This window comes from Plantactinospora sp. BB1 (genome assembly GCF_003030385.1).
Lineage (GTDB): Bacteria > Actinomycetota > Actinomycetes > Mycobacteriales > Micromonosporaceae > Plantactinospora.
This window is the reverse complement of sequence record NZ_CP028159.1, coordinates 1907929-1931662: the sequence shown is the minus strand read 5'-3', so window position 1 is coordinate 1931662 and position 23734 is coordinate 1907929. Positions and strand designations below refer to the sequence as shown.

Below are 23734 nucleotides of genomic sequence, written 5' to 3'. Positions count from 1 at the left end.
GCCGGTCCCGGACGGGTCGGCCGGGCAGTGCGGCTCTGCGCCGGTCCTGGACGCGGGTCAGCCGGCCAGTTCCGCCCCGTCCCGGCCGGCGCCCCGGTCGGCGGCGAAACCGCGCACGTCCGGCGCCCCGACCCGGGCCGCGTCGGCGGTGGCGTCGTCCGGCATCCGCTGCGACTGCCGTTCCGCCTGCACCCGGGCCAGGTAGTGCTCGACCTCGCGGGCCCGGACCCGGGCGTCCCAGCCGAGCACCCGCCCCATGATCTCGGCGGCCTGCTCGGCCGACTCGACGCCCCGGTGCACCGTCTCGAACGAGATCCGGGTACGCCGGGTCAGCACGTCGTCGAGGTGCAGCGCCCCCTCGGCCCGGGCCGCGTACGCCACCTCGGCGGCGAGGTACTCCGGCGCCCCGGCCAGCGGGGAGCCGAGCAGCGGCTCGGCGTCGACCATCTCCAGCAGGTGGGTGGTGAGGTTGCCGTACCGCTCCAGCAGGTGTTCGACCACCCCGGCCTGTACGCCGTGCCGGCGGGCCAGGTCGGCCCGGTCCCGCCACAGCGCGGCGTAGCCGTCGGCGCCGACCAGCGGCAGGTCGGCGGTGCGTGAGGCGCGTACCCCGCCGAGCCGGCGGGCGGCCCGGTCGACCACGTCGGCGGCCATCACCCGGTACGTCGTGTATTTCCCGCCGGCCACCAGCAGCAGCCCGAGCATCGGCTCGTAGACGGCGTGTTCCCGGGAGAGCTTCGAGGTCGAGTCCGCCTCGCCGCTCAGCAGCGGGCGCAGCCCGGCGTAGACGCCCTCGATGTCGGCGGTGGTCAGCGGCCGGTCCAGCACGGTGTTGACCTGGTCGAGCAGGTAGTCGATGTCCCGGGCCGAGGCCGCCGGGTGGGCCCGGTCGAGCCGCCAGTCGGTGTCGGTGGTACCGATGATCCAGTGCCCGCCCCACGGGATCACGAAGAGCACCGAGGTCGGGGTACGCAGGATCAGTCCGGCCTCGCCGGTGATCGCCGAGCGGGGCACCACCAGGTGTACCCCCTTGGAGGCCCGTACCCGCAGGCCGCGCCGCACGCCGACGTCGCCGAGGAGTTCGGACATGTCGTCGCTCCACACTCCGGTGGCGGCGATGACGGTGCGGGCGCGTACCTCGAACTCGGCGTCCGGGGAGCCGGGCGGCGCCTCCATGTCCCGGACCCGTACCCCCGTCACCTCGCGGGCCTGCCGGAGCAGGCCGACGACGCGGGCGCTGTTCACGGTCGCCGCGCCCAGGCTGGCCGCGGTGCGGGCCAGGGTGACCACCAGGCGGGCGTCGTCGACCTGCCCGTCGTAGTAGCGGATCGCCCCGGAGATCGCGTCGGCGCGGAGGCTCGGGAAGGTGCGCCGGGCTCCCTCCCGGGTGAGGTGCCGGTGCAGCGGCATGCCCCGCCCGCCGCCGAAGATCCCGGCGAAGGCGTCGTAGGCCGCGACCCCGGTGCCGTAGTAGGAGCGTCGCCAGGCCCGGCCGGCGAGTCCGGCCGGACCGCTGCCGGGCGGCAGCGGCACCAGGATCGGCACCGGGCGCACCAGGTGCGGTGCGAGCCGGGTGGCGAGCAGGCCCCGCTCGGTCAGCGCCTCGTGGACCAGGTGGAACTCCAGTTGCTCCAGGTAGCGCAGCCCGCCGTGGATCAGCTTGCTGGACCGGCTGGAGGTGCCGGAGGCGAAGTCGCGGGCCTCGACCAGGGCCACCTTGAGCCCTCGGGAGGCGGCGTCGAGTGCCGCCCCCGCGCCGGTCACCCCACCACCGATGACGAGTACGTCGAAGCGCTCGCTCCGCAGCCGTCGTAGGTCGGCGGCGCGGCGGGACGGGGAGAGCCGGCTGGCCTCGTTCCGGGAAAGGCTGGGGTCACGCACCCGTCCACGGTAGCCGTACCGGCGCCCGGAGCGAGCTCTGCGGGTGTCACTTCCGGCGGGGCCGGCGGCGGAGCGCACCGAACCGGAGGCGGAGGGCCGACCGCGGTCGTACCGTGGCGGCCGAGGTCGGCGGTGGGCGGGGCCGCGCCGTACTGTTCGGTGATGCAGGATGGTCCGCCACCACCGCCCGACGAACCCTCCGCGCTGCCACCGCCCCCACCGCCGCCGGTTCCGGGCCAGCCGTCGCCGCCGGTGGCCCCACAGCAGCAGCCCTGGCCGGGAGCCCCGCAACAGCAGCCCTCGCCGGCAGCCCCGCAACAGCAGCCCTGGCCGGGAGCCCCGCAGCAGCAGCCCTGGCCGGGAGCCCCGCAGCAGTCCTGGGCCGGCGGGCCGCACCCGGGGTGGCCGGCGCCGCCGGTCCGACCGGCGCCGGCGGCCGGTGGCGGGGTCTGGCCGGTGGTCGCCGCCGCACTGGTCGGGGTCGGGGCGGTCGGCGCGACCGTCGGCGGCCAGACCGTCGGCTGGCTCGTCGAACAGGTGCTGCTCGTCGCCGGCCTGGACCGGCAGGACTGGCTCTGGCCGGTGACCGGTGTCGTGACCGCGCTGCTCGTCGGGGTACCCGCCGGACTGCTCGCCGCGCTGCCCCGCTCCCCGGCCGTCCGGGCGGCCGGCCGGGCCTGGCTGCTCGGCGCGATCGCCCTCGGCGGGCTGGGACTGCTCCGGGCGGTACCGCCCACCCTGCCGGAGGTCTACCTCGGCGGGCTGGCCGGGGCGGCCGGAGTGGGCGCCCTGCTGGTCCGGCGTTTCGGCGGCCCGGGTCGGCGGTCAGCCGGCCGGCCGGGACAGGTCCGGGCCGAGCCGGCGGCGACCGGCCTGGCCGTGGCCGGTGGACTCGCCCTGCTGCTGCCCTGGGTCTGGCTCGGCGCCCTCGGTGGCGTACTGGAGACGCTCTGCGGGCTGCTCGCCTCGGCCGCGCTGGGCTGGCTGGCCGCCACCATCCTCGATGGAGGGTTCTGGGCCGGCTACGAGCGGCCGGCGACGACGCACGGCGGCGGGTCGGCGGCGGGTCACGGCGGCGGGTCGGCACCGGAGCGCCCGGTGGGCGGGGCGCGGCTGGTCCTGGTCGGCGGGCTGGTGGCCGGGGTGACGCTGGCGCTGCTCGCGGGCGGGATCGGCCAGTCCGGGGCGCAACTCGGCGCACTGCTCCTCCTCCCACCGGCCGGCTTCGCGCTCGCCGCCCTCCGGGTGACCTCCCGGCCCCGACCGACGGCCGGGGCGACGGCCGGGACGACGGAGCCGCAGGCGCGACCGGTCGGCTCCGCCCCGGTCGGTTGGCTGGTCGGCATCGCCGTCGCCGGGCCGCTGACCCTGGTCGACCCGGAGGAGATCACCCTGCTGCTCTCCGGCGCCCGGGACGTGCCGTTCTGGGCCGCCGTCGCCGCCGCCGGCTCGCTCGCCGTCGCGGTCCTGCTCGGCATCGGGTACGGGGTCGGCCTCGGTCGCCCCACCGCACCCGTACCGCGCCGCCCGGTCGCCGCCGCCGTGGCCGGAGTCCTGCTGCTCGCCACCGGTGCGGTGTACGTCGGACTCGGCTCCCCCGGCTGGCACGGCGAACGGCTCTTCGTGGTACTCCGGGAGCAGGCGGACCTGACCGGCGTGGCGGCGCAGACCGGTCCGGCCGGTCGGCAGGCCCGGGGCCGGGAGGTGTACCGGAGACTCGTCGAGACCGCCGAACGGTCCCAGGCGGACCTGCGCCGGGAACTGGACCGGCTGCACCTGGAGCACACCCCGTACTACCTGGTCAACGGCGTCGAGGTGCAGGGCGGCGCGGCGGTACGGGCCTGGCTGGCCCGGCGCGGAGACGTCGACCGGGTACTGGTCAGCCAGCGGTTGCGCCCGCTGCCGGCCGGCGGGTCACCGAGGCGTGGCGACGAGCCGGCGCCGGCCGTACCGAGCTGGAACCTCGGCCTGATCGGCGCGGACCGGGTCTGGTCGCAGCTCGGCGTGGACGGCTCGGGCATCGTGGTGGGTGGTTCGGACTCCGGCGTGGACGGCCGGCACCCGGCGCTCTCCGCCGGCTTCCGGGGCGGCGACGACTCCTGGCACGACCCGTGGAACGACTCCCGCTCCCCCACCGACCTGGGCGGCCACGGCACGCACACCCTGGCCACCGCCGTCGGCGACGAGCGGGTCGGGGTGGCGCCCGGAGCGCAGTGGGTCGGCTGCGTAAACCTGGACCGGAACCTGGGCAACCCGGCGCGCTACCTCGACTGTCTCCAGTTCATGCTGGCGCCGTTCCCGCCCGGTGCCGACCCGTTCACCCAGGGGCGCCCGGATCGGGCACCCCAGGTGCTCAGCAACTCGTGGGGCTGCCCCGAGATCGAGGGCTGCGCCCCGGAGACGCTCCAGCCGGCCACCTCGGCGCTGGCGGCGGCCGGGATCTTCTTCGTCGCCGCCGCCGGCAACACCGGTTCGTTCTGCGGATCGGTCGACGACCCGCCCGCCCCGTACCCGGACGTCTTCACCGTCGGTGCCGTGGACCGGCAGCGCCGGATCACCTCCTTCTCCAGCCGTGGCCCGGCACCGGGCGGGGTACCCAAACCGGACCTGGTCGCGCCCGGCGCCGACGTGCTCTCGGCGCTGCCCGGCGGCGGGTACGGCGTGCTCAGCGGCACCTCGATGGCGGCGCCGCACCTGGCCGGGGTGGTCGCGTTGATGTGGTCGGCCAACCCGGCGCTGGTCGGCGACCTGGAGACGACCCGACGGATCCTGCTCGACACCGCCGGACCGGCCGACCCGACCGACCCGTCGGGGCTGAGCACCGACATGTGCGGCTCGGAACGGAACGTCACCGGCGCCGGCCTGGTCGACGCGTTCGCGGCGGTCGGGGCCGCCCGGGAACTCGGCCGGTCCGGCCGGTAGCCGGCGTCCGGGGCGTGCCCGCCGAGCCGGGCCGCGTCGGTTCGGGCGGGCTCGGTTAGGGTCTGCGGCTGTGAGCGTCGAGCCGTCCTTCACCGAGTTGACCGACGACCAGCTACCCGCCGTGGTGGAACTCTGCCGGGTGGCGCTGGACCTGCCGGAGGACTCGGCCGAGGCGGCCGAGATCGTGGCCCGGCTCCGGGACGACTCCGCGCTGCCGGGCGCCGCCGGGCCACGCCGGACCGTCGGGGTCGCCGCGTGGCAGCAGGGCCGGCTCGCCGGGGTCGCGCTCGGCTCGATGGCCGACCGGGGTCCGGATCCGACCGCCGGCCACCTCGACCTGGTCGCCGTGCGCCCGGACCGGCGACGGCAGGGCATCGGCCGGGCCCTGGTGACGCGGCTGGAGCAGGCGCTCGACGGGCTCGGCGCGACCCGGGTACGCGTCGCCGGCAACCCGCCGCACTACGTCTGGCCCGGCATCGACGTCCGGTACACCCCGGCGATCTGCACCGTGCTGGCCCTCGGCTACGCCCCGGAGGGCACCGCCTGGAACATGACCGCCGACCTCTCCACCGAGTCCTCTCCGGCGCTGCGTTCCACCGAGGCGGCCGAGCGACGGCTGGCGGAGCAGGGCGTCACGGTACGCCGGGCCGAGCCGGCCGACCTGGAGCTGCTGACCGGGTTCGCCCGGTCGACCTTCGGTGGCAGTTGGGACGTCGAACTGCTGCACTCGGTCGGTCGGCAGGGCGCCGGCTGCCACCTCGCGGTCCGTACGCCGGCCGGGGGCGGGGCGCCGGAGTTGCTCGGCTTCGCCGCGTACGGCTCGTCCCGGCCGAGCTGGTTCGGGCCGATGGGTACGGCGCCGGCCGCCCAGGGCCTGGGGATCGGCGGCGTACTGCTGCGCCGGTGCCTGCGCGACCAGCGGGCGGCCGGGCACCTGCGGGCCGAGATCGGCTGGGTCGGCCCGGTGCCGTTCTACGCGGGCAGCGCCGGGGCGCGGATCGAGCGGGTCTTCTTCCTCTACGCCAAGCAGCTCTGACGGCCGGCTGTCGGGCGGGCGGTCCCGGCAGCGGTTCACATCGATACCGCGCCATTTGCCCGTGTGACCGGCCCGGGCCTCCTACCGTTTCCGGTGGAGGAGGAAGTCATGGCAGAAGACGACGAACCGGTCGACGATCTCTCGGTCGCCTGGGCCCCGACGGCGGACCTCTCCACGCCCGGTCCGCCGGCCCGGTTCGACTACGGGGACGCCGACCAGCGGGCGGAAATGGCCGGGGCCGAGGGCATCCCGCCCGAGGAGGTAGTGGCACCGGTGGACGCGCCGATCTCCGTCCGGGAACCGTTCAGCCAGGCGGAGAAGCGACGCAACCAGCGGCGGATGCCGACATGACGAAGGGGCGGACCGCTGACGCGGCCCGCCCCCACGACGTGGAGCCTGGACTCAGAAGTCCATGTCCCCGCCGCCCGGCGCGGCCGGGGCAGCCGGGGTCTTCTCCGGCTTGTCCGCCACCACAGCCTCGGTGGTCAGGAACAGGGCCGCGATCGACGACGCGTTCTGCAGCGCCGAACGGGTCACCTTGGCCGGGTCGATGATGCCGGCCTGGAGCAGGTCGACGTACTCACCGTTGGCCGCGTTGAGGCCGTGCCCGGCGTCCAGGTTGCGAACCTTCTCGACCACGACGCCGCCCTCGAGGCCGGCGTTGACGGCGATCTGCCGCAGCGGGGCGTCCAGCGCGATCTTGACGATCTGCGCGCCGGTCGCCTCGTCGCCGGCCAGGTCCAGCTTGTCGAAGGCGGTCTTGCCGGCCTGGACCAGCGCGACACCACCACCGGGGACGATGCCCTCCTCGACGGCGGCCTTCGCGTTGCGCACCGCGTCCTCGATGCGGTGCTTGCGCTCCTTCAGCTCGACCTCGGTGGCCGCGCCGACCTTGATCACCGCAACACCGCCGGCCAGCTTGGCCAGGCGCTCCTGCAGCTTCTCGCGGTCGTAGTCGGAGTCGCTCTTCTCGATCTCGGCGCGGATCTGGTTGACCCGACCGTTGATCTGGTCGGCGTCGCCGGCACCGTCGACGATGGTGGTCTCGTCCTTGGTCACCACGACCTTGCGGGCCCGGCCCAGCATGTCGAGGCCGACGGCGTCCAGCTTGAGGCCGACCTCCTCGCTGATCGGCTGCCCGCCGGTCAGGATGGCGATGTCGCCCAGCATGGCCTTGCGGCGGTCACCGAAGCCCGGCGCCTTGACGGCGACGGACTTGAAGGTGCCCCGGACCTTGTTGACCACCAGGGTCGCCAGGGCCTCGCCCTCGACGTCCTCGGCGATGATGGCCAGCGGCTTACCCGACTGCATGACCTTCTCGAGGATCGGCAGCAGGTCCTTGACCGTCGAGATCTTGCTGTTGACGATCAGGATGTACGGGTCGTCGAGCACGGCCTCCATCCGGTCGGGGTCGGTCATGAAGTACCCCGAGATGTAGCCCTTGTCGAAGCGCATGCCCTCGGTCAGCTCAAGCTCGAGCCCGAAGGTGTTGCTCTCCTCGACGGTGATGACGCCTTCCTTGCCGACCTTGTCCATCGCCTCGGCGATGATCTCGCCGACGCTGGTGTCACCGGCGGAGATGGAGGCGGTGGAGGCGATCTGCTCCTTGGTCTCGACGTCCTTGGCGAGCTTGCTCAGCTCCTCCGAGACGTTCGCGACGGCGGCCTCGATGCCCCGCTTCAGGGCCATCGGGTTGGCACCGGCCGCGACGTTGCGCAGGCCCTCACGGACCAGCGCCTGGGCGAGGACGGTCGCCGTCGTCGTGCCGTCACCGGCGACGTCGTCGGTCTTCTTGGCGACCTCCTTGACCAGCTCCGCACCGATCTTCTCGTACGGGTCCTCGAGCTCGATCTCCTTGGCGATGCTCACACCATCGTTGGTGATGGTGGGGGCGCCCCACTTCTTCTCGAGCACGACGTTGCGGCCCTTCGGGCCCAGCGTCACCTTTACGGCGTCGGCGAGGGTGTTCATGCCCCGCTCAAGGCCGCGGCGCGCCTCCTCGTCGAACGCGATCATCTTGGCCATACGGCGTTGTCCTCCTGGACACTCACGGCCGCCGGAGCCTTGCCGACCCCGACCTGCCGCCTGATTACGCACCTTCGGACGTCACTACGGCACTGGCGGACGGGGCTCGCCGGCACCCGCAGGGGTGCCCGCCGTGCTCCGTCGCGCTGTGCGACAGTGACGTCCGCCGGCCGGGCCGGACAGCCCGCGACGACCGGCCATGTGCCGCGCACCCGCTCCCGGGCCCGCGACCGTGGCCCTACCGCCCCGACCTTGGCACTCACGGTGTGCGAGTGCCAAACACTTGTTTAGCACTCTCCCCTGCCGAGTGCAAGCGAGTGAGCGGGTCGGACCGAGCCGTGGTACCGGTCCGGGCGCGGCCGGAGTACGGCGGGCGGCCGGTACCCGAACCGGAGCGGAACGGCAGCCGAACCAGCGATGTCGGGCTCGGCCCGTGCTCGACGGGCGGGACGTCGACCGGTTCCGGCATCAGGTGGCCGCCACCGGGAGCAGCCGACGAATCCGGGCGGTCCCGCCCCGCCGGCCGGCACGGCCCGATCAGCCGCTACCCCTTCCCCGGCAACAGACCCGCGCCAGCCCGCCGTCCACCGGCACCGAATTGCGCGGTTCTCGCAATCGGGAAAAGTCCCGCAGGGCGCGGTCGAGTCGCCCCGATCGGGACACCGTCGCGTTCCGGACCGCGGACCCGGGACCGGTTCCCGACCGCACACCGCCGGGGTGACGATTCGTCTCGGCAACCCCGGAAGATCCTCCGGGAGAAAGCGACGGAGGGCGCGACCGGGCGCCACACATGGGCACCCGGAGCCGGGTGACCGGCCCGGCTACTCGACCGTCGGCACCCCGATCCGATCGGCACCCGAAAAGGCCGAACACGCACGGGTACTCGACACGGGGACCCGCCGGGCCGCAGACCGCGATCACCGATAGCGGCGTCGAACGGTGGGGGTCCGGAACGGGCCGGAAACGGTCCCGGCCACGGCGGGGCGGCGACCGGGTGGTGCGGAACGGGGACGAACCCGAGGAGCGGCGGGCCGACGGCCCGGCAGCTCAGGCGATGACCCGGACCTTTTCCGCCTGCGGGCCCTTCTGACCCTGGGCGATCTCGAACTCGACGCGCTGACCGTCGTCAAGCGCCTTGTAGCCGTCCATCTCGATCGCGGAGAAGTGGACGAAGACGTCCTGCCCACCATCGACCGCGATGAAGCCGTAGCCCTTTTCGCTGTTGAACCACTTCACGGTGCCCTGCGCCACGGTGCACTTCCTTACTTCGGTCGCGTCGGAGCTGCCCGAGCTCCGGCGACGCCGTATGCCTGCCGGGGCCGCCGAGTCGCTTTCCCCGAATGGATCATGCAATTGAACGGGATCCAACGAATCGAGCGGCCGAACCCGCACCGTACACCAAGGTCGGGTGGCAGCGCACTAGGCCAAAACGGTCACCGGGCGGGCAACCGGACGGTCGTTTTCCCGTCTCTCAGCCATTGGCGACCATCGCTGCCCAGGTCAACCCGCCCGCACCGAACCCGGCGGCGGCCCCGTCACCCGCCGAAACTGCTCCCCGTACGGCGTGCGACGATGGCCGGCGTGCCGGCTTCCATCCCGCAGACCACCACCGGGCCGCGCTCCGAGCACCCCACCGACCGCCCCGGGACGACCGCGCCGGACCGGGCCGCCCGGACGACCGATTACGGTCTCCGGCCAGCCGTCGAGGTCCCACCGGTCCGCCGGGTACGCCCCGGTGACGCCGCCCGGGTCCGGGCGATCCGCCTGGAGATGCTCGCGGACTCGCCACTGGCCTTCCTGGAGACGCTCGCCGACGCGGCGGCCCGGCCGCACTCCGAGTACGCGGCCCGGATCGCCGGGATGTCAACCGGGCACCGGACGGCGGCCTTCGTCGCCGAGGTCGACGGTCGGGTCGTCGGGCACGCCGGTGGGCAGGCCGCACCCGGCCAGCCGGGCCTCACCGTGGTCTTCGCCGTCTACCTCAGCCCGGCCTGGCGGGGCAGCGGCCTGCTGGCCGCCCTGGTCGAGGCGGTGGCCGACTGGTCGAGGGCGGCCGGCCGGCCGGAGCTGCTGCTGGAGGTGGTCGTCGGCAACGACCGGGCGGTACGGGCGTACCAGCGGCTGGGCTTCGTCGACACGGGGGTACGGGTGCCGCACCCGACCATCCCGACGCTGCGCGAACTACAGATGCGCCGAACCGCCTGACGGCGCGAGCCACCAACCCGCCTGACGGCACGAGCCACCAAACCGCCTGACGGCGCAACCGAGCGGACCGCCTGACGGCGGAGGGGGCCCACCGGGACGGCGGGAACCCCTCCGCGCACCGGTCAGCTGTGCCGGCGGGCCTGCACCACCCGGAACCGGTTGGCGACGTAGGCGCCGTCGGTCAACGCGGCGTTCGCCGCCGGGTTGGCGCCACTGCCGTGGAAGTCCGAGAAGGCCGCCGACTGGTTGACGAAGACGCCACCGGTGAGGTTGCAGGAGAGGTGCACCCCGGTCTCGATCGCCGCGGTCTCGGCCGCGTCCAGCACGGCGGAGTCGGTGGAGTAGACCGAGGCGGTCAGCGCGCCCCGCTCGCCGACGGTCTGCCGCAGGATCGCCAGGCTGTGCGGGGTGGAGTCGGTGGCGATCACGAACGAGATCGGCCCGAACCACTCCCGCCCGTACGTGCCGGCGTCGTCGGCGCCGAGCTTCGCGATCAGCGGCGTACGCACCACCGCACCCGGATAGTTGGGGTGCGCGACCGGGCGGGACGGCAACACCGGCTCGCCGATCCCGGCGACCTCGTCGAGCCGGGCCAGTACCCCGTCGTTGACGATGGCCCCGGTCAGCTCGACGGCCCGGGCCGGGTCGCCGGTGAGCTTGCCGACCACCCCGGCGATGCCGGCGGCGACCTCGTCGACGCTCTTGTGCCCCTGGTCGGTCTCGATCCCGTCCCGGGGCACCAGGATGTTCTGCGGGGTGGTGCACATCTGTCCGCTGTAGAGGACCAGCGAGAAGCCGATGTTGCGGCACATCCCGGCGAAGTCGTCGGTCGAGTCGACCACGATCGCGTTGACGCCGGCCTTCTCGGTGTAGACGGCCGCCTGCCGGGCGTTCGCCTCCAGCCAGTCGCCGTACTCGGTGGAGCCGGTGAAGTCGACGATCCGCACCTCGGGGCGGAGCGCCAGGGTGGAGGCGAGCTTCTCGCCCGGTGCCTCGGGGGCGAGCAGGATCAGGTTCGGGTCGAAGCCCGCCTCGGCGAGCACCTCGCGGGCGTACCGGACGGTGATGGCGAGCGGCAGCACGGCCCGGGGGTGCGGCTTGACCACCACCGGGTTGCCGGTGACGAGCGAGGCGAAGAGTCCCGGGTAGGTGTTCCAGGTCGGGAAGGTGTTGCAGCCGATCGCCAGCGCCACCCCGCGCGGCACCACGTGGAAGTTCTTCGTCATCCGCAGCGGGTCGCCCTTGCCGGCCGGCTTCTCCCAGGCCGCCGTCGCCGGGTGCCGGGTCATCTCCCGGTACGCGTAGGCGAGCGCTTCGAGGGCCCGGTCCAGCGCGTGCGCGCCACCGGCCTGGAACGCCATCACGAACGCCTGCCCGGTGGTCGCGTGCACCGCGTTGGCCAGTTCGAAGACGTGGGCGTGCAACCGGGCGAGGATCTCCAGGCAGACGCCGACCCGGGTCTGCGGCCCGGCGTCCCGCCAGGTCGGCAGCGCGGTCGCGGCGGCGGCGAGCAGCACCTCGGCGTCGGCGTGCGGGTAGCTCACCCCGAGGTCGATGCCGAACGGGCTCGCCTCGGTGGCCACCCAGTCGCCGGTGCCGGGCTGGTCGAGCGGGAACTTGCCGCCCAGGTACGCCCGGAACGCCGCCTCGCCCTCGGCGGCGGCGGTCTCGCCGTAGACCCGGGGGCTGGGCGACTCGGGGTAGGCGGACCAGTAGGAGCGCTCGGTGATCGCGGTCAGCGCCCGTTCCAGGGTGTCGGCGTGCCGGGCGAAGAAGGGGTGCGGGGTCTCCGTCATCCCGCCATCATGCCGCACCGGCCCGGCCGGTCCCAGCCTGCGCACCCGGGCGGGCGCCGCTGGTCAGAGGGTTGCCTGCCAGGTGTTGAGCCCGGCCACCGCGCGGAAGCCCAGCGCCTCGTTGATCGAGATCATGTAGTCGTTCGACGCCGCGTTGTAGGTGTCGATGACCCGCAGCGCCGGCTCGTGCGCGCGGATGTGTCGCAGGTTGTCGACCTTGATCACGGTGCCGAGGCGGTGCCCCCGGTGCGCCGGCTCGACCAGGGTGATCTGCTGGAAGGCGTGCCAGTCGCAGCTGGTGTTCATGCCGATCCCGGTCCAGGCCACCAGCCGGCCGGTGGCGTCGTGTCGGGCGCCGCTGTTGTACCAGTACTGGCCGCGCTCCTGGTGCGCCTCCTCCATCTCGCGCAGCCGGCCCACGTCCGGCCGGGCCGCCTCCCAGGTCAGGTCGCCGAGCGGCGCGTCGCTGATCAGGCGGCTGTCGAGGTAGGCGACGTCCTCGGCGTACTCGTCGGGGGTGGCGCCCCGCCAGCGCACGATCGAGTAGCCCTCGGCCCGGGCCAGTCCCTCGGTCAGCAGCCGGTCGAGTTCGGCCTCGTCGAGCGTGCTCAGGTCGAGCCGGCGGCGTACGTCGGCCAGCGCCGGTTTGGCCCCCATCGCGGCGGCGAAGGCGTCGCCCGGCGTCGTCGGCGCGGCGTCGGGGCTCATGTTCGCCACCTCGGCGATGATCCGCTTGCGCCCCTCCTGGCGGACCAGCCGCACCGCGTGGTTGTAGAGCGCCCGGCCGACGCCCCGGCGGCGGTACTCCGGATGGACGGCGAGCACCAGCTCGGCGTTCTCCAGGTTCTCCCGCTGCGGCAGCGAGACGCCCAGGTAGCCGACGGCCACCCCGTCGAGATAACCGAGCGCGTGCCGGCCGTCGCTACCCGGCCACGGGCGCCGCAGCCCGGCGAAGAAGCGCTGCCGGGACAGCGTCGGCACGTCGGGCTGGTCGACCGTGCGCGCGGCGGACTCGATCTCGTACGCCCGCTCGGTGGCGGCCACGTCGGCGACATCCAGTGGGGTGACCACGATATCCATGCTCTGGAGAGTGCCGCTTGCACGAACCGGGCGCGACCGAATATCGGGGAACCGTCACCCGGGTCGGTGGATTCGCGTTGAGCCCGACGGGCGGCGACGACGTCGGCCGGACCGGGCGGGAGAGTTTGGTCGGGAGGACGCCCGCACAACGCCTCCGGCGCTGGGTCGTAAGAGCTTTGAAAGTCTACGGCGGTGCGTCCTCCCGCACGGAGCATCTTGCGTCGTGCAGATGCAGGCGTCAAGCCCTCTTCCGCGTGTTTTCGTCACGGGCGGCAAAAGAGCAGCTACGCACCGCATCCGTACCGCCGGGTCCGACGCTTCGCCGAGGTAACCGAACGATTCCACCTGCAAGTTGCACGTGCATCTGCCCGAGCACGCTTCGGGCAGATGCCAAAAATTTCTTCCGGAAAATTCAGCCGAGCAGCCCGGCGTCGCGGACCGCCCGCAGCGACGGCTTGACCCGGTACGTCGGACCGACCTGTGCCGCCACCGCGTCCAGGGTCTTGAGGCCCTCGCCGGTGTTGAAGACCACCGTCTCGGCGTCCGGATCCAGCCGGCCGCTCGCCACCAGCTTGCCGAGTACGGCCACGGTGACCCCGCCGGCCGTCTCCGCGAAGACGCCGGTGGTCCGGGCCAACTGCCGGATGGCGGCGCGGATCTCGTCGTCGTCGGCGTAGTCCATCCAGCCGCCGGTACGGCGCACCGCCTCCAGCGCGTAGAGCCCGGCGGCCGGGTCGCCGATGTTGAGCGACTTGGCGATCCCGGTCGGCCGGACCGGGGTGATCACGTCGGTGTCGGCGTGCAGCGCGACGGCGATCGGGTTGCAGCCGACCGACTGGGCGCCGAAGACCTTCCAGCCGTTCGGCGGCGCCTCGACCAGTCCGATCTCGACCAGCTCGCTGAACGCCTTGTCAATCTTGGTGAGCAGCTCGCCACTGGCCATCGGGATGACCACCTGCTCGGGAATCCGCCACCCCAACTGCTCGGCCACCTCGTAACCCAGCGTCTTGGAGCCCTCGGCGTAGTACGGCCGGACGTTCACGTTGACGAAGGCGGTGTCCTCGAACTCGTCGGTCTCGACCAGCTCGCCGCAGAGCCGGTTGACGTCGTCGTACGAGCCGTCGATCGCGACCACGTCGCCGCCGTAGACGGCGGTGGTCACCACCTTGCCCTGCTCCAGGTCGCCGGGGATGAAGACGATCGACGGCACCCCGGCCCGGGCCGCGTGCGCGGCGACCGAGTTCGCCAGGTTTCCGGTCGAGGCACAGGCGAACCGGGTGAAGCCGAGACCACGGGCGGCGGTCAACGCCACCGACACCACCCGGTCCTTGAACGAGTGCGTGGGGTTGGCGCTGTCGTCCTTGACCCAGAGCGGCGCCCGGATGCCCAGCTCGGCGGCGAGGCCGGCGGCCGGCACCAGCGGGGTCAACCCCGGGTCGAGGGTGACCCGGGTGGTCGGGTCCTGGCCGGTCGGCAGCAGCGCGGCGTACCGCCAGAGGTTCTTCGGGCCGGCCTCGATGTCGGCCCTGGTGACCCGGGCCAGGGTCGCGGCGTCGTAGCCGACCTCCAGCGGGCCGAAACACTCGTAACAGGCGTGCTGCGCGACCAGCGGATATTCGGTGCCGCAGCCGCGACAGACGAGAACGCGGGCGGGGTTGGGTGCCACCGGGCTGGTCTGGCTGGGGGTCGCGTCGATGATCGACGTCATGGCGATAGCCGTCCTCTCATCTTTCCCTGGCGCCGCACCGCGCGGCGGGGACGGATTTGGCACCTGCTCCGCCGTGGAGTGGTTGCCGGGGCGTCATCGGGCCGTATCCCTCAGCCCCTCTGGATGAGGTATGAAGTTGTGCCGACAGTCTACGGGCACCGCAGGCCGCTGTCCCGGGTCTGTTCGCGGTGTGAGGAAGATCCCCGCACCGGGTCACCGGGTCACCGGACCGCCGCCGACCGCCGGCTGAAATAGTTACCCGGGCTAATGAGAATTCGGGTACGGCCGGCGGACGCGGTCCGGCCGGGCAGGACGGGAGCAACGACGGTGCGGGACGGGATGCAGGCCGGAACGGTCCGGATCACCGGGGCGGGCGGCGACGAGATCGAGGCATATCTCGCCCAGCCCCTCGATGCCACGCCGCACGGCGGGGTGGTGGTGATTCACCACATGCCCGGCTACGACGAGCCGACAAAGGAGATCACGCGTCGGCTGGCCAGCTACGGGTACGCGGCGATCTGCCCCAACCTCTACTCCCGGGAGGCACCCGGCGCCAGCCCCGACGACGCGGCGGCGACGGCACGGGCCGCCGGTGGCGTACCCGACGACCGGCTCGTCGGCGACGTCGGCGGCGCCGCCGACCACCTGCGCGGGCTGCCGGCCTCGAACGGCAGGGTCGGGGTGATCGGGTACTGCTCCGGTGGCCGGCAGGCGTTCCTGGCCGCCACCCGACTGCCGCTGGACGCCGCCGTCGACTGCTACGGCGCGTTCGTGGTCGGCAACCCGCCGGAGAGCTTCCCGCTGGCGGTGAAGCCGCTGCTCGACCAGGCCGACCGGCTCTCCTGCCCGCTGCTCGGGCTCTTCGGCGCCGAGGACCAGTACCCCTCCCCGGCCCAGATGGACGAGCTGTCCCGGGAGCTGACCCGGCTCGGCAAGCCGCACGAGTTCCACACCTTCGCCGACGCCGGGCACGGCTTCTTCGCCGTCGACCGGCCCAGCTACCGGCCGCTGGCGGCCACCGAGGGGTGGCAACGGGTCCGGGACTTCTTCGACCGGCACCTGAACGCCTGACCGGCGAATCCCCTCCGTCCGAGTCCCCTCCGTCCGAGCCCGAGGAGGCCGGCATGTGCACGTACGTCACGGTGAAGCGCGAGGTCGACGGCAGCGGCAAGGGTGCCGGCGGCTGGTTCCCGGTCAGCCACACCTGCGTCTACGTGGACCATCCGACGCACGCGCCGTACGCACACACCCTCAACATCGACTTTCTGAACCCGGCCGCCGGCCCGGGGGCGCGGGTCGCGGTCGAGCTGACCGAGGAGTCCGCGCTCGCCCTGGTCGAGGCGATCCAGGCCGCCCTGGCCGCCGCGCCGGCCGGGCTGGCCAGCCGCGACCAGCAGGTCTGACCCGGAGTACCCGTGGCCGGGACACGAGCCCCGGCACGGGCACCCCGGGCGGTCAGCCGGCCTGGTCGAGCCGGGCCAGTTCGTCCGGGCTGAGCCGCAGGGCGCCGGCCGCCACGTTCGCGACCAGGTGCTCCGGATTGCCGGTACCCGGAATAGCCAGGACGTGCGGGCCCCGGTGCAACGTCCAGGCGAGCCGGACCTGTGCCACCGTCGCGCCGTGCGCCCGCGCCACCGCCCGCAGCTCCACATCGGAGTCACCGGCGGCGGTCGCGCCCGCCTCCCGGCCGGCACCCGCGATCGCGAAGAACGGCACGAAGGCGACGCCCTGCTCGGCGCAGATCCGCACCAGGTCGTCGGCGCTACGCCGGTAGTCGACGCCGTACGGGTTCTGCACGCAGACCACCGGCGCGATCGTCTGCGCCTCGGCGAGCTGCTCCGGCCGTACGTTGGAGACGCCCAGGTGCCGGATCAGCCCGGCGTCGCGCAGCTCGGCCAGTACCCCGAACCGCTCCGCGATCGGTTCGGGGCCGTGCACCCGCAGGTTCACCAGGTCGAGGTGGTCCCGGCCGAGCTGCCGCAGGTTCTCCTCGACCTGGCCGCGCAACTGCTCCGGCCGGGCCGGCGGCAGCCACTCGCCCGACGGGTCCCGCCCCGGCCCGACCTTGGTGGCGATGACCAGGTCCTCCGGGTACGGCGCCAGCGCCCGGTTGATCAGTTCGTTCGCCGACCGCAGCGGCGAGAAGTAGAACGCGGCGGTGTCGATGTGGTTCACCCCGAGTTCGACGGCCCGGCGGAGCACCGCCACCGCCCGGTCCCGGTCGCTCGGCCCGCCGTCGGAGTTCCGGGTCAGCCGCATCGCGCCGAAGCCGATCCGGTTGACCGTCAGGTCGCCGAGCCGCCAGGTGCCGGCGGACGCCGCACTCACCTCGTCGGATCCTGTCATCGCCAAACGCCTCCTCGTGCGCTGTCCACCCGTGGTCGGCCGACCGCCACCGCAGTGGTCGACGGTCGGCACGGCGGCGAAGACTAGCCGGTCGCGCCACCCGGCCGGACAGGGCACCACCTGCGGCTTTCGTCGATCTCCCGTGCGACAATGGTGTGGTCGGGCCGCGTGTTGCCGTGCAGCGCCCGACTGCCGTCCGGGCGCCCCGGAGCCGCCGACTCAGAGCGCCCGGGACTGCCGCACCAGGGCCCGGCCCACCCCGGCCACCGCGACGACGGCGACCACCCCGAGCAGCAGGAAGTGCGGCCAGACCTCCGCGAACCCGCGCAGCAGCGCCTCCCGGAGCGCGGTGACGCCATGGCTGACCGGGTTGACCACGGCGAGGATCCGCGGCACCGTACCGAGATTCTCGATCGGATAGAACGACGGGCTGGCGAAGAGCAGCAGCGGGACCAGCACGTTCACCAGTACGGTGAACCGCTGCGCGTCCCGCACCACGGTGGCGAGCAGCAGGCAGAGCGCGTTGAACGCCAGCGCGGCGAGCAGCGCCCCGCAGAGCAGCGCGGCCCAGCGGTCCGCCGGCCAGCGAACCCGGAACAGTGCCGCCGAGGCCGCCAGCGCGGCGACCGTCTGCACCGACACCAGGGCGGAGCCGGCGAGCAGCTTGCCGGCGACGTACTGCCACCGGGTCAGCGGGTACGACCACAGCTCCAGCGCCATCCCGTGCGCCCGCTCCCGCACCAGCGCGGTACCCGAGATGGTGGCGGCGGAGAGCAGCGCGGAGAACATCAGCGCGGGAATGACGAAGTCGGGATAGCCGACGGTCCGGCCCCGGTAGGTGACCGTACCGATCAGGTCGGCGAGCGAGGTGGCGAAGAGTGCGATGTAGACGGCGCTCGGCACCACCGCGAGCAGCAGGTCGCCGCGGTCGCGGGTGAGCAGCAGCCACTCCCGCCGCAGCGTCGCGGTGAGTCCGGAGCCGTGCCAGGGCGGCGCGGCGGTGTCGTCGTCGGCCAGGCCGGTCAGGCTCACCGGGTGGTCACCTCCGATCGGGTCAGGGCCACGAAGGCCTCCTCCAGCGAGGCCGTGGCCAGCTCCACGCTGTCGACCGGGATCCGCTGGTCGGCCAGTTCGGCCAGCAGCCGGGGCAGCCGGCGCCGCAGGTCCGGTCCGGTCAGGACGATCTCGTTGCCGCTGCGGGCGGCGGCCAGCCCCAGCCGCAGCGCCCCGGCGGCGATCGCCGGCCAGCCGTCCACCGAGCCGCTCCGCAGCACCGCCCGTGCCTCGCCGCGTTCGTCGCGCAGATCCGCCGGGCTGCCGTCCCGGATCAGCCGGCCGTGCCGCAGCACCAGCACCCGTTCGGTGTTGCGCTCCACCTCGTCGAGGTAGTGGCTGGTCAGCACGATGGTCAGCTCGTGCTGCCGGCGCAGCTCGTTCAGGGCGGCCCAGACCCGACGCCGGCCCTCGACGTCCAGCCCGGCCGACGGCTCGTCCAGCAGCAGGATCCTCGGCACCCGGAGCAGCGCCCGGACCAGCTGGAGCCGGCGCCGCTGCCCGGCGGAGAGGGCCTGCACGAGCCGGTCCTGGCTGCCGGCCAGCTCGAAGGCGCCGAGCAGGTCGTCGGCCCGGGAACGGGCCCGGCGCCAGGGCAGGCCCCGGAACGCGGCGGCGACCCGCAGGTTGTCCCGGACCGAGAGGGTCAGGTCGAACGGCCCGGACTGGTGCACCACCGCCACGTCCCGCTTCGCCTCGCCGTCGGGCTGGCGGCCGTGCACCAGGAGCCGTCCGGAGCTGGCCGGGCAGGCCCCGCAGACCAGTTTGAGCAGGGTGGTCTTGCCGGCGCCGGCCGGGCCGAGCAGCCCGACCGCCTGGCCGGGCGCAACGTCGAAGGTCAGCCCGTCGACCGCCGGGGCGGTGGCGCCGGGATACGCCTTGACCAGGTCGGCCGCGGCGATCGCCGGGGTCACGGCGCACCGTCGAGCGCCGGCTGCGGGAATCCCGGCAGCGGGGGTACGCCGAGCGTGGCGAGGATGGTCCGGATGGCGCTCACCGGGCCGGTCTCCGACAGTGGCGGGCCAGTCCGCAGGTGGTGGTCGACGTCGTCCGGGGCGATGACCGGCTGGGCGTCGTCGGCTCCGCCCACCGGTGCGAAGCCGTCCCGGCCGCCGGACGGGGCCGGTGCGCCGAACCGGCAGCCGAGCACGATGTCGAGCCGCTGCGCCGGCCGGGCCGGGCGGCTCCGGCCGGCCAGGGCGGTACGCAGGTCGTCCACCGGGCGTACCGCCGCCGGGGAGATGCCGACGGTCACCCCGCCCAGCGCGTCGAGGGCGTCCAGGGCCCGGCGTACCCGGTCCGGCAGGGCGGAGCCGGCGGCGAGGTGGCGTACCCGGACCAGGGCCTGGGTTCGCCGGCTCCCCGACACCGGAAGCTGGTGGTCGGTCTCCGGTACGGCCCGGGCCGCCGCGCCGACCAGCCAGAGCGTGACGCCGTCCGGCAGCGGCAGGGGCGGGCCGCCGACGGCCGGGGCACCCGGGGCACGGGCCGGGACCTGCGGCACCCGGCCGAGCAGTGCCGCCCGGGGCACCGGCGGGTCGTACAGCGGCAGGTTGTCACCGGCGGTCAGCAGGTGCTCCGGCAGCCGGGCCACCACCCGGTGCACCACGATCCCGTCGCCGTGCTGGTACGCGACCACCTCGCCCGGGCAGACCTGGTCGAACTCGACCGGCTCGACCACGACGGTGCCGTCGGAGAGCACCGGCACCATGCCGGAGCCGGTGACCGGTACCCGGGCCAGGCCGCCGGCCGCGAGAGTCGCCCGTACCCCGTCGGCGAAGTCGCTCACCGGTGGCCCCCCTCGCCGGCCGGTCCGGACGGCTCGGCCGACCGGAGCAGGTCGCGGGCGTGCAGCAGCGCCACGAACTCGCGGACGTCCCGGGCGACGGCCTCGCGTTCCCGCCCGTCGTCGCCGCCGAACGCGTCGGCCAGCTCCCGCACCACGGTCGGCACGTCGCTGCCGGCGGCGAGCCGGCGCCAGATCCGCGCGGCGCTCGCGTTGAACGTCTGGAACTCCCCGTCGTCCGGGTGGTAGAGCCGGACCTCCTCGTCGTCGTCTACCCAGACGACTGCGGAGTTGATCCCGACCGTCACGCGACACCTTCCCCTCGGGTGGTCGGCAGTGGAAGCCACCGGCGTTCTCCGGACGGTGGGGCCCGGGCCCGCCGGTCGTCGTACGCCGGGCCGTCCCGGACCGGGCGGGGCGGCGTCCTCGCCCGACCCCGTCGCCGCGTACCGCCGGAGCCGGTGCAGGCGGCAGCGCCGGCAGTCCGCCGGGTCCCCGTCCTCGACGGCGCCGGCCGGCGACGGGTCGTCCGACGGGCCGGTCGGGACGGGCGGGGCGAACATCTCGTGCAGCGGCTGGTACCGCAGGTTGCCGGCCCGGTGCGGCGGGCCGGAGACCGCCCCGCGGGGATAGACGTCGCCGCGCGGGTCGACGTGGATGTCGAGGCCGTCGAGGCCGCAGTCGGCCGGTACCGGGCAGGACCGGGCCGCGAGCGGGCCCCGGCTGAGGAGCCTGCGGGCGACCGGGCTCGTCCAGGCGGACCGCCGCGCCGACGGGTGCTCCCCGCCGAGCTGTTCCCAGCCGAGGTGGAGACCGTCCGGGGTGCCCCGGTCGAGGGCGGTGTGGCTCATCATCCGGACCCGGCTGAACTCGATGCCGTCCAGGAACGCCATCAGGCTGTCCAGCGCGGCGATGTTCTCCGGCGACACCACGTGGTCGATCGCCGGCCTCACCCCGGCCGCGTTCAGCAGGCTCAGCCCGCGTACGGTCCGGGCGAGCGGGTTTTCGCCGGGGGCGGTCCCGGGCGTCTCGTGGCTGCCGCCGTACAGGCTGACGGTGATGCCGGCGAAGGTGTCGGCGATCCGCCGGGCGGTGGCGGCGTCCCGGATCCGGCTGCCGGTGGTGACCAGGTTGACGGGTACTCCCCGGTTGCGGGCCCGCTCGGCCACCTCGAAGAGGTCGTGCCGGAGCATGGGTTCGCCGCCGGTCAGGACCAGCAGTTCGGCGCCGAGGTCGGCGATCTGGTCCACCAGGTCGAGGGACTCCGCCGGCTCCAGCTCGTCCGGGAGCCGGTGGGTGCAGGAGGCGGAGCGGTCCCGGCACGGCGGGTGGCAGCCGTGCGTGATGGCGTAGCGGACCGTCCTCAGCCTCGGTTCGGCCGCCCGGAGCCGGGGCACCTGGCCCGGCAGGTACACCAGCCAGTTCAGCACCAGGACGGCGAGTACGCGTTCGAGCCGGCGCCGCCCGTCCGGCGCGGCGGCTCCGGAGGGCAGGCCGGGTCCGGGCGGCGCGGTGAACTCGGGTGGCGGGGCGGTGCCGGCGGCGAGCGCCCGCAGCAGCCCGAGTTCCTCCTCGGTGAGCACCGCCCAGGCGGCCAGGCCCCGATTCTCCACGAGATACCGGTCCCGGCACCGGAAGTAGCCGAGATCGTCCGGGACGACCAGGGAACTCCACAGTGTCGACAGCCGCATGACCACTCCCCGTCCGGCCGGAGGAACTCGCCGTCGAGCGGTTCCCCGCTGTCCCGAGGCCCGGGTCGGCGGTCTCGCCGACGGGACTCGAACCTGACAGAAGAATCACAGACAGTCATTGAGCGGTACCAGAAAGCAAAAATGTCGTCTTGACAACGCGTACGACCGGCTCTAATGTCCGGGTCCCTGCCACCCCACCGTCCCGGGTTCCGGGGTCGTCACCCCGGGCGGAAGGCGAGGTGCTGTCCATCGTGTCCGCGATCTCGGTCTCCGTGGTCGACGACGACCGGATGCTGCTGGACGGCATGGCCGCCTGGCTCGGCTCGGTCCCCGACCTCCGGCTGCTCTGCACGGCGGCCACCGTCGACCAACTCCTCGACACCGAACCGGAACCGGCCGACGTCGTCGTGCTCGACCTGCTGCTGGCGGACGGCTCCGCGCCGGTGGAGAACGTCCGTCGACTCGTCGGCACCGGCCGGCCGGTGCTGGTGGTCAGCGTCGTACCGCACGTGGTGCACGGCGTCGACGTGATCCGGGCCGGCGCGTCGGGTTACCTCACCAAGGACCACGACCTGCCGAGCCTCGCCGACGCGATCCGTACGGTCGCCCGGGGCGAGGTGGCGCACTCCCCCGAGCTGGCCTTCGCCTGGTCCTGTGACGAGCGGCCGGACCGCCCCAAGCTGGCACCCCGGGAACGGGCCGTCCTGGTCGCCTACGCCTCCGGCATGACGCTGACGGCGGTGGCCCGCAAGGTCGGCATCCAACCGACGACCGCCCGGCAGTACCTGGACCGGGTCAAGGCGAAGTACTGCGACGCGGGGCGCCCGACGTACACGAAACTCGACCTCGCCGACCGGGTCCGCGAGGACGGGCTGCACCGCTACTCGTCCGCCTCCGGCGACGACGCCGGCCAGAGCAGTTCCACACTGGTGCCGTGACCGGGCTCGGAGAAGAGTTGCAGCTCGCCGCCGACCTCGGTCATCCGCTCGGCGATCGAGCGGCGTAGCCCGAAACCGCCGTCGGCGGCCTCGGTGTCGAACCCGACCCCCCGGTCGACGATTCGTACCCCGAGTACGCCCTCGTAGCAGTCGACGGTGACCCACGCCTCGCCGGTACCGGCGTGCCGGGCGACGTTGTTCAGCGCCTCCCGGGCCGCGTCGCAGACCGCCCGTACGACGTGCCGGGGCGGCTGGGTCGGCACGTTGCCCGAGAGCAGGTGCACCCGCAGTCCGAGCCCGGTCGCGTCGGCCACCACCTCGGCGAGGCTGGCGCCGAGCGTGATGTCCGCCTCGGCCCGGTCCTCGGTGACCAGGCTCCGGATGTAGTCGGCCTCTCGGCCGCAGCGCCGCCGTACGTCCTCGGCGCGATGGTCCAGCCCGCCCCGGGCGATCGCGGTCAGCGTCGCCAGCGCGGTGTCGTGCAGCCGGCGGTAGTGGTGCAGCCGTTCGGCGTACCGGGCCGCCCCGGCCGCCGTCGCCGTCTCGGCGGCGAGCCGGCGCTGGGTCGCCTCGTCGACGGCGCCCGCCTGAGCGCAGAGGAACCGGCGGGTGAAGTGCAGCACCAGCGCGAACCAGACGCTGGAGTTGACGTGGTTGACGAAACCCGACTCCCAGGGCGGCAGCCCGCCGATCTGCACCGAGGCGGCGGCCACCGCGGTCAGCACCAGCAGCGCGAGGCCGAGCAGCAGCGCCCGCAGGGTCAGCACCGCCCCGACCAGCGCCGCCGAGCCGAGGGCGAACTTGCCGGCCCAGTTCGCCGCCGACAGCTCGTAGCCGGACCGGATGTTGGCGTTGACCAGGACCAGCAGCCCGCAGGTGATCGCCACGTCCACCACGACGTTGCCGTAGCTGAACCAGCCGCGCCGCCACACCAGCATGCCGAGCAGCACGTTCCAGCCGACCGCGCCGGACAGCAGCGCCACGTTCAGCGCCGGGCTGTGGTAGCGGTCCGCGCTGCTGGTCATCCCGAGCAGCGCCGGCACGATGTAGCTGGCCCGCTGGCAGAAGAGCACCACCGCGACGAGGCGCAGCGCCCGTTCCCGGCCGGGCATCATGACCATCAGCCGGGCGTCCACCCAGCCCAGTCGCGCCTCGGCGAGGAACCGGCTGATCCGCCGGGGCGGTCGCCCGACCCGGGTGGCGAGGTCCAGCACCGGGCACCCCCTGTCCCAGAGTCACCGGGGCCGCTCTGCTGGCGGCACCGTCG

19 protein-coding genes and 1 riboswitch are annotated in these 23734 nt (G+C 73.9%); of the genes, 7 read left to right on the top strand and 12 right to left on the bottom strand.

Translation table 11 applies throughout. From position 1 onward, the window contains the following. Positions 1-57 precede the first annotated feature (57 nt). Positions 58-1881, bottom strand: coding sequence for a glycerol-3-phosphate dehydrogenase/oxidase (locus C6W10_RS08185; RefSeq protein WP_107257540.1), 1824 nt, complete (start codon positions 1879-1881; stop codon positions 58-60). 162 nt (positions 1882-2043) lie between these two features. Here C6W10_RS08185 and C6W10_RS08180 point away from each other — a divergent pair, with 162 nt between their 5' ends. From C6W10_RS08180 to C6W10_RS08170, 3 genes are all read left to right on the top strand, one after another. Beyond that, positions 2044-4803, top strand: coding sequence for a S8 family serine peptidase (locus C6W10_RS08180; RefSeq protein ID WP_199853891.1), 2760 nt, complete (start codon positions 2044-2046; stop codon positions 4801-4803). Between the two features lie 70 nt (positions 4804-4873). Then, a complete protein-coding gene (locus C6W10_RS08175; protein WP_107257539.1) occupies positions 4874-5839 on the top strand; it encodes a GNAT family N-acetyltransferase in 966 nt (321 codons plus the stop codon). Positions 5840-5947: 108 nt separating this feature from the next. Next, on the top strand, positions 5948-6190 hold the full coding sequence (locus C6W10_RS08170) for a hypothetical protein (protein WP_159104514.1): 243 nt from the start codon (positions 5948-5950) through the stop codon (positions 6188-6190). Positions 6191-6241: 51 nt separating this feature from the next. Here the strand turns inward: C6W10_RS08170 and groL are convergent, their stop codons facing one another. Continuing rightward, positions 6242-7864, bottom strand: a complete 1623-nt coding sequence (groL, locus tag C6W10_RS08165; RefSeq protein ID WP_107257537.1) for a chaperonin GroEL — start codon at positions 7862-7864, stop codon at positions 6242-6244. A 1047-nt stretch (positions 7865-8911) separates the two neighbouring features. Then, positions 8912-9115 carry a cold-shock protein gene (locus C6W10_RS08160; RefSeq protein ID WP_033342363.1) on the bottom strand — a complete coding sequence of 68 codons (204 nt, stop codon included), beginning with the start codon at positions 9113-9115 and terminating at the stop codon, positions 8912-8914. A gap of 507 nt (positions 9116-9622) precedes the next feature. On the opposite strand from C6W10_RS08160, the gene C6W10_RS08155 reads away from it, so the two are divergent. After that, a complete protein-coding gene (locus C6W10_RS08155; RefSeq protein ID WP_234361885.1) occupies positions 9623-10069 on the top strand; it encodes a GNAT family N-acetyltransferase in 447 nt (148 codons plus the stop codon). Positions 10070-10191: 122 nt separating this feature from the next. Here the strand turns inward: C6W10_RS08155 and paaN are convergent, their stop codons facing one another. The 3 genes from paaN to thrC form a co-directional block, all read right to left on the bottom strand. Beyond that, entirely contained in the window at positions 10192-11865 is a 1674-nt protein-coding gene (gene paaN, locus C6W10_RS08150; RefSeq protein ID WP_107257535.1) for a phenylacetic acid degradation protein PaaN, read from the bottom strand. 63 nt (positions 11866-11928) lie between these two features. Continuing rightward, the gene (locus C6W10_RS08145) at positions 11929-12945 is read right to left on the bottom strand and encodes a GNAT family N-acetyltransferase (RefSeq protein WP_107257534.1); all 1017 of its coding nucleotides are present in this window, start codon (positions 12943-12945) and stop codon (positions 11929-11931) included. A gap of 412 nt (positions 12946-13357) precedes the next feature. After that, positions 13358-14653, bottom strand: coding sequence for a threonine synthase (gene thrC / locus C6W10_RS08140; protein WP_107257533.1), 1296 nt, complete (start codon positions 14651-14653; stop codon positions 13358-13360). A 13-nt stretch (positions 14654-14666) separates the two neighbouring features. Beyond that, positions 14667-14783: riboswitch (SAM riboswitch) on the bottom strand. 197 nt (positions 14784-14980) lie between these two features. Between thrC and C6W10_RS08135 the strand changes: the two genes are divergently transcribed. Together C6W10_RS08135 and C6W10_RS08130 are read left to right on the top strand one after the other, a co-directional pair. Further along, positions 14981-15724: a dienelactone hydrolase family protein gene (locus tag C6W10_RS08135; protein WP_107257532.1), complete on the top strand. Its 744-nt coding sequence runs from the start codon at positions 14981-14983 to the stop codon at positions 15722-15724. A gap of 53 nt (positions 15725-15777) precedes the next feature. Then, complete coding sequence (locus C6W10_RS08130; protein WP_107257531.1) at positions 15778-16056, top strand: DUF6295 family protein; 279 nt, start codon at positions 15778-15780, stop codon at positions 16054-16056. Between the two features lie 52 nt (positions 16057-16108). On the opposite strand, the gene C6W10_RS08125 is transcribed toward C6W10_RS08130, so the two are convergent. The 5 genes from C6W10_RS08125 to C6W10_RS08110 form a co-directional block, all read right to left on the bottom strand. Further along, a complete protein-coding gene (locus C6W10_RS08125) occupies positions 16109-16999 on the bottom strand; it encodes an oxidoreductase (protein WP_107257530.1) in 891 nt (296 codons plus the stop codon). Positions 17000-17218: 219 nt separating this feature from the next. Further along, positions 17219-18031, bottom strand: a complete 813-nt coding sequence (locus C6W10_RS08120) for an ABC transporter permease (protein ID WP_199853890.1) — start codon at positions 18029-18031, stop codon at positions 17219-17221. Beyond that, positions 18028-18966 (bottom strand): ABC transporter ATP-binding protein, encoded by a 939-nt coding sequence (locus C6W10_RS37185; RefSeq protein WP_159104513.1) that lies wholly within the window; start codon positions 18964-18966, stop codon positions 18028-18030. The genes C6W10_RS08120 and C6W10_RS37185 overlap by 4 nt, the downstream gene beginning before the upstream one ends. Then, positions 18963-19841 carry a S24/S26 family peptidase gene (locus C6W10_RS37180; protein WP_159104512.1) on the bottom strand — a complete coding sequence of 293 codons (879 nt, stop codon included), beginning with the start codon at positions 19839-19841 and terminating at the stop codon, positions 18963-18965. The genes C6W10_RS37185 and C6W10_RS37180 overlap by 4 nt, the downstream gene beginning before the upstream one ends. Further along, the gene (locus C6W10_RS08110) at positions 19838-21529 is read right to left on the bottom strand and encodes a PqqD family peptide modification chaperone (protein ID WP_107257528.1); all 1692 of its coding nucleotides are present in this window, start codon (positions 21527-21529) and stop codon (positions 19838-19840) included. Before C6W10_RS08110 ends, C6W10_RS37180 begins: the two co-directional genes overlap by 4 nt. Before the next feature lie 239 nt (positions 21530-21768). On the opposite strand from C6W10_RS08110, the gene C6W10_RS08105 reads away from it, so the two are divergent. Further along, positions 21769-22467 (top strand): response regulator, encoded by a 699-nt coding sequence (locus C6W10_RS08105; RefSeq protein ID WP_234359443.1) that lies wholly within the window; start codon positions 21769-21771, stop codon positions 22465-22467. On the opposite strand, the gene C6W10_RS08100 is transcribed toward C6W10_RS08105, so the two are convergent. Next, positions 22410-23681 (bottom strand): sensor histidine kinase, encoded by a 1272-nt coding sequence (locus C6W10_RS08100; protein ID WP_107257527.1) that lies wholly within the window; start codon positions 23679-23681, stop codon positions 22410-22412. The two genes, C6W10_RS08105 and C6W10_RS08100, sit on opposite strands and share 58 nt — an antisense overlap. Positions 23682-23734: the final 53 nt, after the last annotated feature.

What these genes read in the sequence shown, in the direction of transcription:
- C6W10_RS08130 (WP_107257531.1), top strand. Translation starts at nt 15,778, where the DNA reads ATGTGCACGTACGTCACGGTGAAGCGCGAGGTCGACGGCAGCGGCAAG.
- C6W10_RS08180 (WP_199853891.1), top strand. Translation starts at nt 2,044, where the DNA reads ATGCAGGATGGTCCGCCACCACCGCCCGACGAACCCTCCGCGCTGCCA.
- C6W10_RS08125 (WP_107257530.1), bottom strand. Translation starts at nt 16,999, where the DNA reads ATGACAGGATCCGACGAGGTGAGTGCGGCGTCCGCCGGCACCTGGCGG.
- groL (WP_107257537.1), bottom strand. Translation starts at nt 7,864, where the DNA reads ATGGCCAAGATGATCGCGTTCGACGAGGAGGCGCGCCGCGGCCTTGAG.
- C6W10_RS08110 (WP_107257528.1), bottom strand. Translation starts at nt 21,529, where the DNA reads ATGCGGCTGTCGACACTGTGGAGTTCCCTGGTCGTCCCGGACGATCTC.
- thrC (WP_107257533.1), bottom strand. Translation starts at nt 14,653, where the DNA reads ATGACGTCGATCATCGACGCGACCCCCAGCCAGACCAGCCCGGTGGCA.
- paaN (WP_107257535.1), bottom strand. Translation starts at nt 11,865, where the DNA reads ATGACGGAGACCCCGCACCCCTTCTTCGCCCGGCACGCCGACACCCTG.
- C6W10_RS08170 (WP_159104514.1), top strand. Translation starts at nt 5,948, where the DNA reads ATGGCAGAAGACGACGAACCGGTCGACGATCTCTCGGTCGCCTGGGCC.
- C6W10_RS08145 (WP_107257534.1), bottom strand. Translation starts at nt 12,945, where the DNA reads ATGGATATCGTGGTCACCCCACTGGATGTCGCCGACGTGGCCGCCACC.